The 17,747-nt window shown below is 72.6% G+C and carries 14 protein-coding genes and 1 pseudogene; 4 read left to right on the top strand and 11 right to left on the bottom strand.

All coding sequences use genetic code 11. The annotated features are described in order from the left end of the window. Window positions 1-280: 280 nt before the first annotated feature. Window positions 281-1,819: a cytosine permease gene (locus OHB56_RS35190; protein WP_326755763.1), complete on the bottom strand. Its 1,539-nt coding sequence runs from the start codon at window positions 1,817-1,819 to the stop codon at window positions 281-283. Between the two features lie 101 nt (window positions 1,820-1,920). Here OHB56_RS35190 and OHB56_RS35185 point away from each other — a divergent pair, with 101 nt between their 5' ends. Beyond that, window positions 1,921-3,372, top strand: a complete 1,452-nt coding sequence (locus tag OHB56_RS35185; RefSeq protein WP_406357811.1) for a PucR family transcriptional regulator — start codon at window positions 1,921-1,923, stop codon at window positions 3,370-3,372. A 169-nt stretch (window positions 3,373-3,541) separates the two neighbouring features. On the opposite strand, the gene OHB56_RS35180 is transcribed toward OHB56_RS35185, so the two are convergent. After that, window positions 3,542-3,742 carry a hypothetical protein gene (locus tag OHB56_RS35180; protein WP_406357809.1) on the bottom strand — a complete coding sequence of 67 codons (201 nt, stop codon included), beginning with the start codon at window positions 3,740-3,742 and terminating at the stop codon, window positions 3,542-3,544. Window positions 3,743-3,806: 64 nt separating this feature from the next. Next, the gene (locus OHB56_RS35175; protein ID WP_406357808.1) at window positions 3,807-4,466 is read right to left on the bottom strand and encodes a ScbR family autoregulator-binding transcription factor; all 660 of its coding nucleotides are present in this window, start codon (window positions 4,464-4,466) and stop codon (window positions 3,807-3,809) included. A 555-nt stretch (window positions 4,467-5,021) separates the two neighbouring features. On the opposite strand from OHB56_RS35175, the gene OHB56_RS35170 reads away from it, so the two are divergent. After that, entirely contained in the window at window positions 5,022-5,702 is a 681-nt protein-coding gene (locus OHB56_RS35170) for an HAD family hydrolase (protein ID WP_406357806.1), read from the top strand. Between the two features lie 134 nt (window positions 5,703-5,836). Here the strand turns inward: OHB56_RS35170 and dhaL are convergent, their stop codons facing one another. The 6 genes from dhaL to OHB56_RS35140 form a co-directional block, all read right to left on the bottom strand. After that, window positions 5,837-6,502, bottom strand: a complete 666-nt coding sequence (dhaL, locus tag OHB56_RS35165) for a dihydroxyacetone kinase subunit DhaL (RefSeq protein WP_406357804.1) — start codon at window positions 6,500-6,502, stop codon at window positions 5,837-5,839. Between the two features lie 37 nt (window positions 6,503-6,539). Further along, window positions 6,540-7,538: a dihydroxyacetone kinase subunit DhaK gene (locus tag OHB56_RS35160; RefSeq protein ID WP_326755758.1), complete on the bottom strand. Its 999-nt coding sequence runs from the start codon at window positions 7,536-7,538 to the stop codon at window positions 6,540-6,542. 329 nt (window positions 7,539-7,867) lie between these two features. Then, complete coding sequence (locus OHB56_RS35155; protein WP_326755757.1) at window positions 7,868-8,377, bottom strand: O-acetyl-ADP-ribose deacetylase; 510 nt, start codon at window positions 8,375-8,377, stop codon at window positions 7,868-7,870. Then, window positions 8,374-9,783 carry a phytoene desaturase family protein gene (locus tag OHB56_RS35150; RefSeq protein ID WP_406357801.1) on the bottom strand — a complete coding sequence of 470 codons (1,410 nt, stop codon included), beginning with the start codon at window positions 9,781-9,783 and terminating at the stop codon, window positions 8,374-8,376. The genes OHB56_RS35155 and OHB56_RS35150 overlap by 4 nt, the downstream gene beginning before the upstream one ends. A gap of 798 nt (window positions 9,784-10,581) precedes the next feature. Further along, on the bottom strand, window positions 10,582-11,427 hold the full coding sequence (locus tag OHB56_RS35145; RefSeq protein ID WP_326755755.1) for an inositol monophosphatase family protein: 846 nt from the start codon (window positions 11,425-11,427) through the stop codon (window positions 10,582-10,584). Between the two features lie 101 nt (window positions 11,428-11,528). Next, window positions 11,529-13,388, bottom strand: coding sequence for a gamma-glutamyltransferase family protein (locus OHB56_RS35140; protein WP_406357800.1), 1,860 nt, complete (start codon window positions 13,386-13,388; stop codon window positions 11,529-11,531). A 449-nt stretch (window positions 13,389-13,837) separates the two neighbouring features. Between OHB56_RS35140 and OHB56_RS35135 the strand changes: the two genes are divergently transcribed. Next, complete coding sequence (locus tag OHB56_RS35135; protein ID WP_406357798.1) at window positions 13,838-15,028, top strand: PP2C family protein-serine/threonine phosphatase; 1,191 nt, start codon at window positions 13,838-13,840, stop codon at window positions 15,026-15,028. Window positions 15,029-15,092: 64 nt separating this feature from the next. Here the strand turns inward: OHB56_RS35135 and OHB56_RS35130 are convergent, their stop codons facing one another. After that, window positions 15,093-15,590, bottom strand: a complete 498-nt coding sequence (locus OHB56_RS35130) for a MarR family winged helix-turn-helix transcriptional regulator (RefSeq protein WP_406359275.1) — start codon at window positions 15,588-15,590, stop codon at window positions 15,093-15,095. 285 nt (window positions 15,591-15,875) lie between these two features. After that, window positions 15,876-17,076: pseudogene (locus OHB56_RS35125) on the bottom strand (phospholipase D-like domain-containing protein). 220 nt (window positions 17,077-17,296) lie between these two features. Here OHB56_RS35125 and OHB56_RS35120 point away from each other — a divergent pair. After that, the gene (locus OHB56_RS35120; protein WP_326755752.1) at window positions 17,297-17,539 is read left to right on the top strand and encodes a DUF6411 family protein; all 243 of its coding nucleotides are present in this window, start codon (window positions 17,297-17,299) and stop codon (window positions 17,537-17,539) included. The last annotated feature ends 208 nt before the right edge of the window (window positions 17,540-17,747 follow it).

Raw genomic sequence — 17,747 nt, 5'->3', positions numbered from 1 at the left:
ACGGATCACAACGAGTGATGAAGGAGGTGACGCGGGCGAGTTCTGAGCCAGGCACACCCTAGGACTCGAACACAATCGGAGCAATGACCCTGTCGAAGTCTGTTCGATCCTGAGGGTTCGATGGCTCGATTCCCGTCGTTCGTCCGTGCACGGCGGGCGCGCGGAGAGCAGACCGCGAGGAAGGCCGACGGGGCGGGCCCGCTGTTGCGCGGGCCCGCCCCGTGGTGCACGGCGCGAGCTCTCAGCCACTCGGACGGATCGTCGCGAGGTCGTCGAACGGTCAGCCGACCCTGGCCGGCTCCGCGGGGGCGGCCTCCTGCGGGCCGCCGCTGATCGGCAGGACCTCGGCCTCGGAGGCCCGGACGAAGCGGGGTCCCGCCGGTCCGTACACCCCGCGCGGCTCGGGGAACAGCGCGAGCAGGACGAGGTAGAGCACCGCCGCGAGGACGAGGCCGACCGGCAGCGAGATGTCCATGCCGTCGGCCAGGTTGCCGAGCGGTCCGACGAACTGGCCGGGCAGGTTGGTGAACAGCAGGGCCACGACGGCGGAGACCAGCCAGGTGGCCAGGCCGCGCCAGTTCCAGCCGTGGGCGAACCAGTAGCGGCCTCCGGTGCGGCGCTGGTTGAAGACCTGGAGCGCCTCGGCGTCGTACCAGCCCCGTCGGGTGACGTAGCCGAGGATCATCACGACCATCCACGGTGCCGTGCAGGTGATGATCAGGGTGGCGAAGGTGGAGATCGACTGGGTCAGGTTCAGCGCGAAGCGGCCGATGAAGATGAAGACGATGGACAGGGCGCCGATGAGGACCGTCGCCTGGACGCGGCTGAAGCGGGTGAAGACGCTGCAGAAGTCCAGTCCGGTCCCGTACAGGGCGGTCGTGCCGGTGGACAGGCCGCCGATCAGCGCGATGAGGCAGAGCGGCAGGAAGTACCAGCCGGGGGAGATCGCGAGCAGGCCGCCGACGTAGTTGGGCGCGGCCGGGTCGACGTACTTCGTGGCCTGGGTCGCGATGATCGACGCGGTGGCGAGACCGAAGACGAACGGCAGCAGGGTGGCGGCCTGGGCCAGGAACGCCGCGCCCATGACCCGGCGGCGGGGCGTCGCGGTGGGGATGTAGCGGGACCAGTCGCCGAGGAACGCGCCGAAGGAGACCGGGTTGGAGAGCACGATCAGCGCGGAGCCGATGAAGGACGGCCAGAACAGCGGGTCGGCACTCGAGGCGAAGCTGCCCGCGTAGCCGGGGTCGAAGTCGCCGGCGAAGGCGAAGGCGCCCAGCACGAACAGGGCCGATGCCGCCACCACGGCGATCTTGTTGACCAGCAGCATGAAGCGGAAGCCGTAGATGCAGACCACCAGCACGAGGGCGGCGAAGATCGCGTACGCCACGCTGTACGACAGGGTGGACTCGGGGAGTCCCACCAGCCGGTGCGCGCCGCCGACGAGGGCGTCGCCCGAGGACCACACCGAGATCGAGAAGAAGGCGATCGCGGTGAGCAGCGAGAGGAAGGAGCCGACGACCCTGCCGTGCACTCCCAGGTGGGCGGAGGAGGAGACGGAGTTGCTGGTGCCGTTGGCAGGGCCGAAGAGCGCCATCGGCGCGAGCAGCAGGGCGCCCGCGACCAGTCCGAGCACGGTCGCCGCGAGCCCCTGCCAGAAGGAGAGGCCGAACAGGATCGGGAAGGCGCCCAGCACACAGGTCGCGAAGGTGTTGGCGCCGCCGAAGGCGAGCCGGAACAGGTCGAGCGGACGGGCCGTGCGGTCCTCGTCCGGGATCTGCTCGACACCATGAGTCTCGATTTCGGTGACCGAGGTCGCCATGGGGCTCTCACCTGCTGTTCATACCGGGGACGGGCCCACAGTGTGGGTCACTCGCCGACCATCGACAATTGTGCCGGTCACGAAGAGATAGCCTGTTTCATGTGCCTGCCGACAAACTCACCGTCGAGGATCTCCTCTCCTTCCCCGCCCTCCAGCTGTCCGTGAAGGCGGGCATCAGCGGCCTCGGCCGCTCCGTATCGTGGGCGCACGTAAGCGAGTTGGACGATCCGACCCCATGGCTTCTGGGGGCCGAGATCCTCATGACGACGGGGCTCGGGATCCCTCGCACGGCGGCCGGGCAGCGCCGCTATCTGGAGCGGCTGGACGACGCCGGCGTCTCCGCGCTGGCCCTCTCGGCGCAGCTGCACATGCCCGTGCTGCACGAGGCGTTCTTCCTGGCGGCCGAGGAGCGGGGCTTCCCGGTGCTGGAGGTGCCGCTCGCCGTTCCGTTCATCGCGGTCTCCCAGGAGGTCGCCGCCGCGGTGCAGGAGGACGCCCGGCACCGGCTGGGCGCGCAGTTGCAGGTCTTCGGCTCGCTGCGCTGGATGGTCGCCGAGGACCTCGACACCCCGACCCTCCTGCGCCGCCTCGAACGCCTGTCCGGGTATGACGTGTATCTCTGCACCCCGCAGGGCCGCCCGCTGCTGCCCGGGGTGCCGACGCCCGGTCCGGGGGTGCTGCCCGCCTCGGTGGACGCCGCGCCGACCGTCCCCGGCGGTTTCGTCCTGCCGGTGCCGGCGCCCGGCGGCCCGGCGGGCTTCCTGGTGGCGTACGAGCGGCAGGGCGCCCAGCCCGCCGGCCTCGCGGTGGTCCAGCACATCGCGACGGTGGCGGCACTGCGGGTGGCGATGGTGCGCAGCGAACGCGAGACGCTGCGCCGCGAGGGAGCCGAGACGCTGGCCGAGCTGCTCCAGGAGGTGCTCGACCCGGAAGCCGCCCGCCGCAGGCTGGCCCGGCACTCCATCGAGGGCGACACCGTCCTGATCGTGGTCCGGCACACCCCCGACGAGGCGCTGCTGGCCTGCCTCGAGGACCACTCCCATCTGCTGCTGACCTGGGGCGAGGACCGGTACGTCCTCGGGGCGCCGGAACTGGCCGACACCATCGGCGCGCTGCCGGCCGTGACGGCCGGGATGAGCCGCCCCTTCCGGCCGGGCGCGGCTCTGAAGGTCGCCCAGCGCGAGGCCCTGTGGGCGGTCTCCAAGGCGGGCGAGTCGGGCCGCCCGCTGGTCCGCTACGGCGCCGACGCGACGGGGCGCTGGCTGTCGGACGACCCCGCGGTCCTGACCGCGCTGGTCGACCACGTGCTCGGCGAGGTGCTGCGCTACGACGCGGAGCACGACTCCCAGCTGCTGGTCTCCGCCCGCACCTGGATGGAACGCGACCGCCGCACCGAGACCGCCGCCACGGCGCTGCACATCCACCCCAACACACTCGCCTACCGGCTGCGACGCTTCGGCGCCCTCTCCGGCCGCGACCTGTCCTCGACCGGCGCGCTCACCGAGGTCTGGCTGGCGATCCAGGCGGCCGGGGCGCTGGGCCTCACCGACTGAGCCCACGGGCTGCCGCACGCCGCGGGGGCGGTGCTCCACGGCGCGGCCGAACGGGAGGCCGGCCAGGGTTCCGGCCTGCGCATCACTCCTTGCGCCACCCCCTCGAACGCGCCTCCCCCGCGCCACCGCCCCTCTCCGGCACAAGGGATCGGCGGGCCGGTCACCGCTCTCACGTCACCGCGCCTGCGGCGGTGACGCCACGGAGTTCCTCCTCGGACCGTCGCAGCTGTACGGAATCCTTGGCCCCGTGCGTCGTCCGGCTGCGCTCCGGTCCCCGCGGCCCCGGCTGCACGGCGTTCGGCGTCCTCGCCGCGGCGAGGAGGCCGAACTCGCGGCGCGCGGCCTCCCTCACCTCGTCCCCGGAGTGCACTGGCCGACCCTCGGCCCCGGCTGCCCGGCGCTCGCCCGGCCCGCCGTCCCGGGCAGGTGCTCCGTCAGGTCCGGGACAAGGCCGGGCCCTCCTGGCGCGCGGCAATCCGCACCCGCGCGCGGGCGAGCAGAGCGGCCGGGTCAGGATTCGCCTGCAGGAACCGCAGGACCAGCATCCACCACTGGTCCAGCCGCTCTTGCCAGTTCCGCCCGCCCGGCATCTCGTCCGTCAGGGTGCAGAGCCCGAAGAACGCGCACACGAGTGTCACGGCTGCGGCCGACGGCTCGACTCCTTCGGCGAGTTCGCCTCTGGTGCGGGCCTGGGCGAGAAGCCGGGTGGCGGCCACCGACCAGGCGTCGAACGGCGTGGGTACGTCGGCCTCGATGGTGCGGCGTTCCGCCCACAGCCGTGCACCGGCACGCGCCACGACGTCCTCACTGAGGGACTCCGCGACACGGAAGCTGAGGCCGACCAGCTTCTCCAGCGGAGGGACGCCCGGCCTGGCATAGGCGACGGCGAGCTGCGGCCAGGTGGCGAACTGCTCGCGGACCACGGCCAGTGCCAGCTTCTCCTTGCTGGAGTAATGGAAATAGATCGCCCCACTGGTTCTTCCCGAGTGATCGCTTATGTCATTGACACTCGTTCCCGAATATCCTCGCTCGACGAATAGATGTGCTGCCGACTCCAACAGCACTTTGCGGGTCGCACGCGCCCTGTCCTGCACTGCAGTTCCACCTTCGATCAAACGCGCCAACGCTACGACAGGAAAATCCGGGCACCCCCCATTGAGGCACATGCGCAGCGCGCGAAGATCTTATTATTCTTGGGCCATGCGTGGGTACGGACCTCAACGCGCTCTGCGTCGCCCCGTTGGGAAGAATCGTTTCGGCCGAGCCTGAGAACCTCTGCCCCGGCCGGCTCCGCAACACCCCGGAAGCAGCTCCCACCAGGGACGCCGACCGCATTTCCAGCACGCCGGCCCCTTTCTCCGCCCCTCACCCGGAAGACCGAAGACCTTCGGGCGCGACGTTCCCATGCACCCGAATTGGTGATTGCGGAAATCACAGAAGCGAAATTAACGTAACGGCCACGATGTTTTCGGGATTCGCCCGGAACAACGCCTCGCGTCCGTCACGACGCCCTCAGCCACGCCCGCACGACTGCGGCAGCCGTACGGCATCCCCGCCCCACTCATGTCCGCGAGTGGATCACTTCCATCCAGACACGCCTGCGCCCCGGCATCGAACCGGTCGACGCGGCCTTCGAGAACGGCACCTGCATGACAGCTCATCGCATCCTTTCCTGGTCACCCGCCGCCATCGTCTTCGACTGCGACGGAACTCTGATGGACACGGAACAGCACTGGCAGGAAGCCCGGAACATCACCTTCCGGGCGTTCGGCCTCAAACCGCCGGCCGGGTTCGCCGACCGGGCGAAGGGCATGCACTACACCGAGTGCGGCGCGCTCATGGCCGAGGAGACCGGGAAACCGGACCTCGTGGAGGACCTGACCGGGACGCTCCTCGACACCTTCACCGCGCTGGTCGACCGGGACCCCGTCACCATGCCGGGCGCTGCCTCGCTGGTCCGGAGGGCCGCCCGCCACCTTCCTCTCGCCGTGGCGAGCAACTGCCCCCGCGAGGTGGTGGAGTCATGCCTCGACCGGGCCGGGCTCCTCGGCTGCTTCGGCCACGTCGTGGTCGCCGAGGAGGGCGTACGGCCGAAGCCGCAGCCCGACGTCTACAGGGTGGCCGCCCGTCTCTGCGGTGTGCCGCCCGAGGAGGCCCTGGCCGTGGAGGACTCCTTGACCGGCATGGAGTCGGCCCGCCGGGCGGGCCTGCGCGTCCTCGGCATCGGACCGCGCCCGCCGGGTCGAGAGGCGGAGAAGGCCGACCTGTGGGTCGCGCACCTCGCCGACGGTGAACTGCTGGCATGGGCCCGAAGCAGGATCGGTGTGTAGGGGGCACTGGGGCCCGGTACACCGGGCCCCAGTGCCCCCTGGATTCCGGCGCCCCCGGTTCGGGAGGCGGCCTCCCCGACCGGGGAGAGAAGCAGACGACGACGTCCGGCCCGTCTCCCCGGGCGGGGGAAGGATCAGCCGGTGGACAGGTGGGGTGCCAGGGTGTGCACGGTCTCGGCGGCGGAGGCGAAGAACAGGGCGACGCCCACCGCTCCGGGATCGGGGATACCTGTCGCCCGTTCACCCAGGTAGCTCGCCCGGCCCCTGCGCGCCGTCAGGCACGCGGTGTCCCTCACCCCCTGCCATGCGCCGTCCGCTGCCGCGGCCAGCGCCGCCGCGGCAGGCGTGCCCTGTGCCGCCCGCAGCGCGGCGGCGGCAGGGGCCAGCGCGTCGACCAGTGTCTTGTCCCCGGGCGCGGCATCACCCACACGGCGGATGGCGGCCAGGCCCTCGGCGGTGCCTTCGGCGAGCGCGCCCGTCGTCAAGCCGACGTCGGAATCGGCGGCGGCCCTGCTCAACGCCTGGAACAGCAGACCGAACAGAGGGCCGCTGGTCCCGCCGATCTCGTCGAGGAAGGCGGTGGCCACGGCCCCCAGCGTCTCCGCGGAGCCCGCCGGACCCCCCGTCCGATCGAGCCGGAGCACGGCGGCCCGGACTCCGGCGGCGAGATTGGTCCCGAAGTCACCGTCTCCCACCTGCTGGTCGAGCTCGGTCAGCTCGGCCTCGGTGTCGTACACGGATGCGGCGAAGCGACGCGTCCAGTCACGGGTCCGCGTGCTGTCGAAAACGGCGGTCGTCATGGTGCCGTCCTCCTGCTCCTGTCGGCTGGTCGGCCCCTCACCATCGCCACGCCGGGGTGCGGACCGGAGCGTCGTAGAAGTCCAGCACCGTAGGGTCGGCGACCATGAGGGTCAGGGAGAAGCCCCGCATGTCGAGTGCCGTGACGTAGTCGCCGACGAGGTGCCGGGCGAGCCGCACCCGCCGGGTGTCGAGGAAGCGGCCCAGCTCCCCGAAGATGCCGTACAGCTCGAGCGACGTGACCGAGCCCAGTCCGTTGACCAGGGCGACCAGAGGATCGTCGGGTCCGGGGCGCAGTGCGTCCAGCAACGCGCCCGCCATGTCCTCCACCAGTACGCCCACTTGTTTCTGGCTCCGAGTGCGGTCGGCGCGTTCGCCGTGGATACCGACGCCGTACTCCAGTTCACCGGACGGCAGCTCGAAGGCGTGTTCGCCGGTGACCGGAACATGGTGGGCGGCGGACGCGACGGCGAGCGTCCGGCACCGGTTCGCCACGGTGGTGCCGAGCTCCACCAGTCCGTCGAGTCCCATCCCGGTGTCCGCGGCACCGCCCAGGACCTTCTCCACCAGGACCGTGGCGCCCGTGCCGCGGCGTCCGGCGGCGATCTCCTCGGAGTCGGAGGCGAGGTCGTCGTCGACGAGGACCCGCCCGCAGGCGATCCCCGCGTCGGCGAGCCGCTCGGCCGCGATACCGAAGTTGATCCGGTCCCCCGTGTAGTTCTTCACGATGTGCAGCACGCCGTTCGGCCCCGCCACCGCGCGGGAGGCCCGGAAGATCTGCCGGTTGTGCGGAGAGGCGAAGAGCCTCCCGGGGCAGGCGGCATCGAGCATGCCCGTACCGACGTATCCGGCGTGCAGGGGTTCGTGTCCCGAACCGCCGCCGGAGAGGAGACCCACGGTCCGTGTCGGTGCGGTGCGCCGGGCGGTGATGTATCCGTCCGCGGGGTCGTACTCCACGAGGTCCGCGTGTGCGCGGGCGAATCCGGACAGCGCGTCGGGGACGAGTTCACCGGTGCCGCTCTCGAAGTACCTGGTCATGTGGGGCACCCCTTCCGTCCCCGGCGACGAGGCCGGACCGGTCGGCCTCCGGACGAGATCTCCATGGTGTGGGTGACCACGCGCATACGGCAACTCGCGCAGCGTATCGGCCGTGAAAGCGGAGCCCCGGCGGGTCGGCGGATCGTTCGGCGGATCGGGTCATGGAGGCACCGCGTCGACCGGTTCCGTGTGCGGCGTCCGGCCGGCCTGCGCCGCCGTCGGTCCGGGCCGGTGCGCACCGAGGGTCGTGCCGGCGCCGCGCCCGGCGCGCACGACCGTGCGCGTGGCGGCGCCCCGGGCCGGGCACATGCCTCGGCGGCGGCCGGGGGTCAGCGGAGCTGCGCGGCGAACGCCTCGTAGGCCCGGTCGTCGAAGAGGACGAACCGCACCTCCTCGACGGCGGCGCCGGCCCTCCGCACCGTCTCGACGGCGATGCGCGCCCCGTCGTCCAGGGGCCAGCCGTAGATACCGGTGGACACGGCCGGGAAGGCGACCTTGCGTGCGCCCAGCTCGTCGGCCACGCGCAGGGATTCGCGGTAGCAGGAGGCCAGCAACTCCGAGCGGTCCTCCTCGTGGCTGAACCGCGGGCCGACGGTGTGGATCACCCAGCGGGCGTCCAGCGCGCCCGCCGTGGTCGCGACGGCCCGGCCGGTGGCCAGGCCTTTTCCATAGTGCGAGGCACGTAGGCGGCGGCACTCCTCCAGGATCTCGGGGCCACCGCGGCGGTGGATCGCGCCGTCGACGCCGCCTCCGCCGAGCAGGGAGGAGTTGGCCGCGTTGACGATGGCGTCGGCGTGCTCACGGGTGATGTCGCCCTGGACGAGGGTGATGGTGGTCATGTCTGCCGCAGCCTCCTCCAGACGGCCTTCGCCGCGTTGTGCCCGGACATGCCGTGGACGCCGGGACCGGGCGGGGTGGCCGACGAGCAGAGGAACACGGCCGGGTGCGGGGTGGAGTACGGGAACAGGGAGAGCTTGGGGCGCAGCAGGAGCTGGAGGCCATCGGCGGCGCCGGAGCCGATGTCGCCGCCGACGTAGTTGGCGTTGCGGGCGGCGAGTTCGGGCGGACCCGCGGTGGCACGGGCCAGGACCCGGTCGCGGAACCCCGGGGCGAAGCGCTCCAGTTGGCGTTCCACGGCGTCGGTCAGGTCGCCGGTCCAGCCGTTCGGGACGTGGCCGTAGGCCCAGAAGACCTGCTTGCCCGCCGGCGCCCGGGTGGGGTCGACGACACTGGGCTGCACGGTGATGAGGAACGGCCGGTCGGGGGCGCGGCCTTCCCGGGACGCGGCGCGCAGGGCGGCGCCGATCTCGGCACTGTCCGCGCCAATCTGCACGGTGGAGGCCCTGCGCGCCTCCGGAGCGGTCCACGGCACGGGACCGTCCAGCGCATAGTCGATCTTGAAGACGCCGGGGCCGTAGCGGTAGTTCGCGTAGTGGTTGCCGAAGCCGGCGATGCGGGCGAGGGCGGTGGGCGAGGTATCGAAGACGTACGCGCGGGCCGGCGGCAGGTCGTCGAGGCGCTTGACCTCATAGTCGGTGTGGACGGCGCCGCCGAGGTCTTTCAGGTAGGCCGCGAGGGCGTCCGAGAGGGCCTGGGAGCCGCCGCGGGCGACGGGCCAGCCGCGGGCGTGCGCGGCGAGGGCGAAGACCAGGCCGATGGCGCCGGTGGCGAAGCCGCCGAGGGGCGCCATCACATGGGCGACGAGTCCGGCGAACAGGGTCCTGGCCCGCTCGTCGTGGAAGCGGCGCATCAGCCAGGTGGAGGGCTGGAGTCCGACGAGGCCGAAGCGGGCGAGGCCGAGCGGGTCGCGGGGCAGCGCGGTGAGCGGCAGGGACATGAAGTCGCGGGCCAGGGTGTCCCACCGGGGCAGGAAGGGTTGGACCAGGCGTCGGTACGCTCCGGCGTCGCGCGGGCCGAAGGAGGCGGCCGTCTCGCCGACCGACCGGGACAGCACGGCCGCCGTGCCGTCGAGGAAGGGGTGGGCCATGGGCAGGTCCGCGTGCAGCCACTCCAGGCCGTGGCGCTCCAGCGGGAGGGCCCGGAAGGCGGGCGAGTTGATGCCCAGCGGGTGGGCCGCGGAGCACGGGTCGTGCCGGAAGCCGGGCAGGGTCAGTTCCTCGGTGCGGGCGCCGCCCCCGACGGTGCCCCTCGCCTCGAACAACGCGACGGAGAAACCGCGCCGGGCCAGTTCCACGGCGGCGGTCAGCCCGTTCGGTCCCGCACCCACCACGACCACATCGAGCATCGACGCCACCTTCGGAACTCCTTCGTCGGCCGACGGCACCCGGAGGCAACCGGGGGCGATCGGGAAACCCAGGATATGCCGGGACACCGACACCCTCCCGGCCCCGGGCGACCTCCGCCGCGTGACTCGGTGGCTGAGGTTTCCCCTCTCCGGTACGGGCGCCCGGTACCGGTACGAACTCGACGACCAGGGACGTGTCCTGCGGCAGGCGGTCCTCGGCCGGTCGCTGCCGGTGCCGCCGGTGCCGCCGGTGCCGCCGGTGCCGCCGGTGCCGCCGGTGCCGCCGGTGCCGCCGGTGCCGCCGGCCGGGAACCCGCTGCGGGACGTGGCCGGTTCCCCGGACGGCGGCGACGGAGGCGCCGCCTCCCGAACCGGTCTCGCGCGGGTTCGAAAGGGCTTCGGCCAGGTCGGTGTGTTCGTCCACGAGGCCGTGCACGGGGTGCCCACCGAGGGCACCGTCCGGGTGTCGGCGCACGCCGGGAACGTCACCGGGGCCGAGTCCGCGCGGGCGTGGGACTCGGCGAGGCCGCACCGGCACTTCACCCGGTACCGCACCAGGCCCCTGCCGGAAGGTGCGGTCGTCACCGGCACGGTCGTCGCACCGCCCCGGGCAGCCGGGCGCACCGGTCTCGCCGTGGACTTCGGCGGGCCCGGCCGTGGCTTCGGGGACTTCACCCGCCTGCCCGCCCGAAGAGCCGGCCGCCGGTCGGCGCCGTCACCGGGTTCGAGGTCGCCGGCCGGCGCATCACCGCCTCGGAGGGCGCGTCGGACCCGGAGGTCGGACTCCGGGTCCGGAGGTCAGACTCCGGCTGACAGCAGTCCCGTCACCCGGCGGGCCGTGGCCTCGTCGCGGGCCGCGGTGAACGGGAGGTCGTTGCCGCCCGTGATGCGGAAGGGCTCGCCGGCTCGGGTCAGGTGGGTGCCGCCCGCCTCCTCGACGAGGAGCAGGCCCGCCGCGTGGTCCCAAGCGGCTTCCCAGCAGAAGGCGGTGGCGTCCGACTCACCGCGGGCGACGGCCAGGTACTCCAGTCCGGCCGAGCCGCAGGAGCGGGGCGCCACACCGTCCGTCCACAGGCCGAGGAGGGAGCGCTTCTGGTCGTCCGTCGTGAAGTCCGGGTGGGAGGTGGCCACGCGCAGATCGCTGCCGGGATCCGGGGAACCGGCGTGCAGCCGCACGCCGTCGAGGAAGGCGCCCTGTCCCCTTACGGCGGTGGCGAGTTCTTCGTGGACCGGGGCGAACGTCCACGAGGCGTGGACGACTCCGCCGAGCGCGAGGGCGACCAGGGTGCAGAATCCGGTGTCGCCGTGCACGAACTGCCGGGTGCCGTCGACCGGGTCGATGATCCACACCGGCGCCTCGCCGCGTATCCCCTCGTACGACGCCGGGTTGGCGTGCACCGCCTCCTCGCCCACCACGACCGAGCCGGGCAGCAGGGCGGACAGCGCCTCGGTGAGGTACAGCTCGGCCTGCCGGTCGGCGTCGGTCACCAGGTCGTGCGGGCCGGACTTGCGGTCGACCTCGTGGTCGGCGAGCCGGCGCCAGCGCGGCATGATCTCCTGCGCGGCGGCCTTGCGGACGGCGTCCTCCACGTCGGCGGCGTGCTGTGCGAGAAACTCTTCGATGGTTTCGTTGTCCTTGATCATGCCTCCCATGAGAACATGCCCCACTGACAAACCCCACCCGTTCGGTGCACTCCAGGTGGTATCCGCATGAATATGGGTCCTCGGTCCGACCGGGTATGGGCTCAGCGGCCCACCGCGTAGCCCTGCATGCCGCGCGGGTTCGCCGCCGCCGAGAGCACGCCCGTGGCCGGGTCCCGGGCGACCGCGCACAGCCTGCCCTCCGACCAGGCCTCGCCGACCGTCACCTCATGGCCCCGGCGCCGCAGCTCCCGCACCACCGCCGGGTCCGTCCGGGACTCCACGGTGACGCTGCCGGGGCGCGTGCCCCGCGGGTAGAAGGAGCCGGGGAAGCTGTCGTGGTGCCAGTTCGGGGCGTCGATCGCGCCCTGCAGGTCGAGCCCGCCGCGTACCGGGCCGCGCAGCGCGACGGCGAGGAAGAAGTGCAGCTGCCACTGGTCCTGCTGGTCCCCGCCGGGCGTGCCGAACGCCATCACCGGCACTCCGTCACGCAGGGCGAGGGACGGGGTGAGGGTGGTCCGGGGGCGGCGTCCCGGCGTCAGCGTGTTGGGCAGTCCGTCCTCCAGCCAGGTCATCTGGAGCCGGGTGCCGAGGGGGAAGCCGAGTTCGGGCACGACCGGGTTGGACTGGAGCCAGCCGCCGCTCGGGGTGGCCGCGACCATGTTGCCCCAGCGGTCGACGATGTCCAGGTGGCAGGTGTCGCCCCGGGTGGCCCCGTCGCCGGAGACCTCCGGCTCGCCCGGCACGGGGGACGTGGGGGGCTTGGCGACCGTCGGCTCGCCGACGCCCGGCACCACGGCGTCCCTCCCCCGGCCCCCCGCCTCGCGCGGGCCGCCCGCGCCGGCGGCCGCCGCGCGTGCCTGCGCGCTCAGCCGCGGGGTGCGCCCGCCGGGACTGCCCGGCCGCAGCACGTGTGAGGCCCGGGGTCCCACCCGGGTGCGCCGCTCGGCGTTGTACTCCGCCGACAGCAGGTCGTCGAGCGGCACCTCGGCCGCGTCCCCGTACCAGGCCTCCCGGTCGGCCATGGCCAGCTTGCTGCCCTCGATCAGCAGGTGCGTGTAGTCGGCGGAGCCGTACGGGGGAAGTTCCGGCGGGAGCAGGGCGAGCTGCTGGAGCAGGACGGGGCCCTGGCTCCAGGGGCCCGCCTTGCACACGGTCCAGCCGTTCCAGTCGTACGTCGCCGGGGTCTCGTACGTCGCCGACCAGCCGGCGAGGTCGGCGGCGGTCAGCGTGCCGGCGCGGTGCTCGCCGCTGGTGTCCAGGGTGGGCCGCCCGGCCTGCCGGACCAGTGCCTCGGCGATGAAGCCGGTGCGCCACACCTCCCGCGCGGCGTCGATCTGCGCCTCCCGGCCGCCCGCGCCGGCGACCTCGGCCAGCAGCCGCCGCCACGTGGCCGCGAGGGCCGGATTACGGAACAGTTCGCCGGGGCGCGGCGCCCGGCCGCCGGGCAGGTACACCTGCGCCGATGAGGTCCACTCCGTCTCGAACAGCTCCCGTACGGTCTCGACGGTCCCGCCGACGTTCTCCACGGGCGCGTGCCCGTGCTCGGCGTATCCGACGGCGTACTGGAGGACCTCGGCGAGGGAGCGGGTGCCGTGGTCGCGCAGCAGGAGCATCCAGGCGTCGAAGGCGCCGGGCACGGCGGCGGCGAGCGGTCCGGTGCCCGGGACGAGGTCCAGGCCGAGCGCCCGGTAGTGGGCGGCGCTCGCCCCGGCCGGTGCGACGCCCTGCCCGCACAGCACCCGCACCTCGCCGCCGGCGGGCGCGAGCAGGATGGGCACCTCGCCGGCCGGTCCGTTGAGGTGCGGCTCGACGACGTGCAGCACGAAGGCGCCCGCCACGGCCGCGTCGTACGCGTTGCCTCCGCCCTCCAGGACGGCCATGGCCGACTGGGACGCCAGCCAGTGCGTGGACGACACCATGCCGAAGGTGCCCTGAAGGGTGGGACGGGTGGTGAACTGCATCTCTCACCTCGGTGTGTGCGTGCCGACGACCTTGCCCATCCTCCCTGCCCGCGCCGGGGAGAACACGGCCGCGGACGATGTGCGGCTGACCCCGGCGCCGTCGGTGGAAGAACCTGCGGCCCTCTGCGGCGTGGAAGGCCTGGTCACGGGCTCCCGCCCTCCCTCTCGCCTCTTTCTCCGCTCGGCCCTTCGTTCCCGGCGCCCTCAGTGGCCGCAGGAGGCGGCCCCGTTCGCCGCCGGGGTCCGCGCGGCTCGCCGCGCAGGAAGGACGGCGGCCCCGAGGAAGGGACCCGGGAGGGTGTGGAGAGTCCGGGCGGGAATCGTCACGATATTGCGGTCGGGGTAACCTGGGGCCGGCCCACGGGGCGGCGCGTCCGCCGCGGAGCGAACCCATCGGCCCACAGCCGTCGCCACATGGCCGGGTCCGGTACGCAGGGAAGCGGAATGACGTGAACAGACTCGCCGCCGTCGAGCGCGCCCTGCGGGCGGCTCCCCCGCACGCGCTGCTGGACATCGTCACGGCGGCTCTCGCGGAACAGTACGGTGCGGCGCGCGTCGAACTGCGGATGGCCGATTACGCGATGAGATCGCTGCAGGCCGTCGAACCGGTTCCGTTCACGACGGAACCGGTCATGATCCACGACAGCCCTCAGGGCCGCGCCTTCGGATCCCAGGAACCGTACGTGGTTCCCGATCCTCCCGGGCACACGGTGGACGTTCATCTCCCGGTCACCATTCGCGGCGACCGGACGGGCGTGCTGTCCGTCACGATGCCGGAGGGCCGCTACGCGCAGGCTCTCCTTCCCGAGATGCAGCACATCTGCGAGGTTCTCGGCCACGAGATCCTCGTGGCCGAACGCGACACGGACCTGTACGTCCTGGCGCGCCGTGCCACGCGCCTGACCCTGGCGGCCGAGATGCAGTGGCACCTGCTGCCGGGCCGGGCCTGCTCCCGTCCGGAGTTCTCCCTCGGGGGGCATCTCGAACCCGCGTACGCGATCTTCGGGGACAACTTCGACTGGTCGGTGTCCGCGGACCACCTCACGCTGACCGTCACCAACGGCATGGGGGAGGGCATCGAGGCCGCTCTGCTCACCAACCTCGCCGTCAACGCGATGCGCAACGCCCGGCGCGCCGGTCTCGACCTGTCCGACCAGGCGCGCCTCGCCGATCAGGCGGTGTACGCGCAGTACCGCGGCGACGCCCACGTCTCCGTCCTGCTGCTGCGGTTCGACCTCGTGACCGGCGAGGTCGAGGCCGTGGACGCGGGGTCCCCGCGGATGTGGCGGCTGCGCGGGAAGAACGTGGACGCCCTGCCCTTCGACGCCCAGTTGCCCCTCGGCATGTTCGAGGACACCCCGTACGCGTCCGAGCACTTTCAGGTGCGTCCCGGCGACCGCTTCCTGATCGGCAGTGACGGCGTCTACGAAGCGACTTCCTCGGCCGGGGAGAAGTACAGCGAACGGGCACTTGCCCGGGCCCTCATGGCCACCCGGCTGCTGCCGCCGGCGCAGGTGCCGGGCGCGGTGCTGCGTGAGCTCGCGGCGTACCGGGGAGAGAGCCCGGTCGACGATGACGCCCTGGTGGTCTGCCTCGACTGGTACGGGCGTACCGGGGACGGATCGCGACCCGGTTCGTGAGGCGGTTCCGTCGGCCTGCCCGCCACGGAGCGGGGCCCGCCCTCGGGATGCGTCCCGGGCGCCCTCAGGCGGTTCTGTCCGTCCGGGGCGCCTTGTGGATCAGCGCGTTCCGTTCCACCGCGTCGCGGAAGGCGTCCAGCCCGTCGCGCAGGGCCGCGCGGGAATCGGGGGGCATGCTCTCGATCACCGATCGGAGCACTTCCTCGCGCTGCACCCGGAGTTCACGCAGATATGCCGCCCCGCGCCTGGTCAGGTTGAGCATCAGCTCCCGCCTGCTGACGGGGCTCGGGGTCCGCTCCACGAAGCCGAGCGCCTCGAGCCGGTCGCAGAGGCGGCTGACGGAGGGCGGGGAGGATCCGAGGATCTCACCCAGCCTGCGCAGGTTGATCCCCTGTTCCCGTTCGAGGCTGTAGAGCACACGCAACTGCGAGGTGGAGACGGGGGCGACCGGGGCCGCGTCACGCCCCCGGTCCCACAGCACCTCGAGGAGTTCTACGACCTCGCACGCCGCTTCGGCCGCTCGCCCGGGCTGGGGCGAGCGGGGTGCGGTCTGCGCGTTCACCACGTGGGGCACTCCGGCACTCCGATGGGATGGTCGTCCCCGTGTCACGGGCTGAACCGGTTGGACCCCGCCCGCTCTCCGGGTTCCGTCCGGTGCTTCCCGCCCCGCTCCGGCGCTTTCCCCCTCGTCCGTGGCTCGGCGTCCGGGGAACGGGGACGCGGGGCACGGGGCAACAGTATCCTCCGCCGGCCCCGCTCACCGGTCACCGGGAGCAGCGGGCGTCCGCGGCCACTGAGACCTGGCCTCCCCGGTGCCCCGTCGTCCTCCGGCGCGCTCGCGCGGACGTCACAGGAAACGGCGTAGGGGCAGGACGGCCGTCTCGCGCGCCCGCTGGAGCAGCGACCGTCTCCCCCAGCGTCCTCCCCGGATCTGTTCGCTGACCGCCACGTCCTCGTCGAAGTGGGTGTCGAGGGTCGCGGTGAACTCCTCGTCGAGGACGGCCAGCATGACCTCCTCGTCGTGTTCGAGGGACCGCCGGTTGAAGTTGGTCGACCCGATGAGCGCGGCCGTTCCGTCCACGGTGATGACCTTCGCGTGCAGCATCGTCGGCTGGTACTGGTAGATCTTCACGCCGCAGGCCAGCAGGTCCTCGTAGAAATGCTGTCCGGCCAGCTGGCAGACCCGTTTGTCGGTGTACGGGCCGGGCAACAGGATCTCCACCTCCACACCGCGCCGCGAGGCCCGGCACAGGAGTTCGATGAAGTAGGCGTCCGGTGAGAAGTAGGCGGTCGTGAGCCGGAACCGCTCCTCGGCCGACTCGATCATCACCTGCATGAGGGTCTGCATGTCCTGCCAGCCGAAGCTGGCCGAACCGCGCACCACCTGCACCACCGCGTCCCCCTGGGGCCGGTGTTCGCTGAACCGGTCGTGACGGTCGAAGAGTTCGCCGGAGCACTCGGCCCAGTTCTGTGCGAACGCCGCGGCGATGCCGTCCACCGCCGGACCGCGTACCTCGACGTGCGTGTCGCGCCACTCGCGCTCGTTGCGGGCGTCGCCGCACCATTCCTCGGCGATGCCCACTCCGCCGGTGAACGCCACTTGCTCGTCCACGAGCAGCGCCTTGCGATGGCAGCGATGGTTCTGTTTGAGCGGCGAGAGCGCCACCGGCTGCCGGAACCAGGCCACGTGCACGCCGGCTTCGCGCATGTCCTTCAACAGGCCCTTCTCTATCGTGCGACTGCCGAAGCCGTCCAGCAGCAGCCGGACCCGCACTCCCGCGCGGGCCCGCTCCGCCAGGGCCTGGGCGAACTGCCGGGCGATGTCGCCCCTCCAGTAGACGAACGTCATCATGTCCACCGTGTACTCGGCGGACCGCACGCTCTCCAGCATGGCGGGGAAGATCTCGTCACCGTTGCGCAGGGCGACGGAGGGCATTGCCCTCCGTCGCGGCGATGCCGATCAGCCGTTCCAGCCTGCGGCGCATCCGCAGCGCGCGTTCACCGGCGGACCGGTCGGCGGACGGGGAGGGCAGGGTGTGCTGTGTCATGTTGTCGGGGGTCATCCATTCTCCGGCCGGCACGCGAGGCAGTCCGTCCTGCCCGGCCTCGTCCGGCGGAGGTCGACGCAGCGAGGCGACGACGGCGGGCGGCACCTCCCGGGAAACGGTCCCCGGGCGGGCCTCCCGCTCACCGAGCGAGCCCTTGACCGCTTTTATCCTCCGTGGGCGAGGGCAAACGACAGCTACGTCACAGCCCTTGGAGGTATGCGTGGTCATCGTCGGCGTTATCGCCCTTTGTGCCGTTCTCGCCGTACTGGCGTTCCTCGTGCCCCGTCTGTCCCGCGGGCCCGAACGCGGCACCCAGCGGGCCCTGGGCTTCGGCTCCCGCGCGGGAGGAAAGGCGCCCGGCCCTCTGGGGCGCCTGTTCAGCAAGCCGTTCCGCAGCAGCTCGAGGGCCGTGGGGCGCAGCGGTTCCGCCGGTCGCCGCACCCGTGGCCGACTGCCCTTCTGAACCCGGCGGCCCCGCCTGCCGGGCCGCCGTCGCCGCGTGCGGCACGGGCCCGCCCTGCCGTCCGGTCAGCGGTCGGGGGCCGGACGGTCCGGCGCGGCCGCGCCGACGGGGCGGGGAGCCCGGGCCGGCCCCGCGCATCCGCTTCGCGCACGGGGGTACCCGGCGAAGAACGCAGCTCAGCCGTCGGGCCGGGGGCGCCCACGGCGCG

This window comes from Streptomyces sp. NBC_01635 (genome assembly GCF_045209715.1).
GTDB lineage: Bacteria > Actinomycetota > Actinomycetes > Streptomycetales > Streptomycetaceae > Streptomyces > Streptomyces hirsutus.
This window is presented reverse-complemented; position numbering and strand designations above follow the sequence as displayed.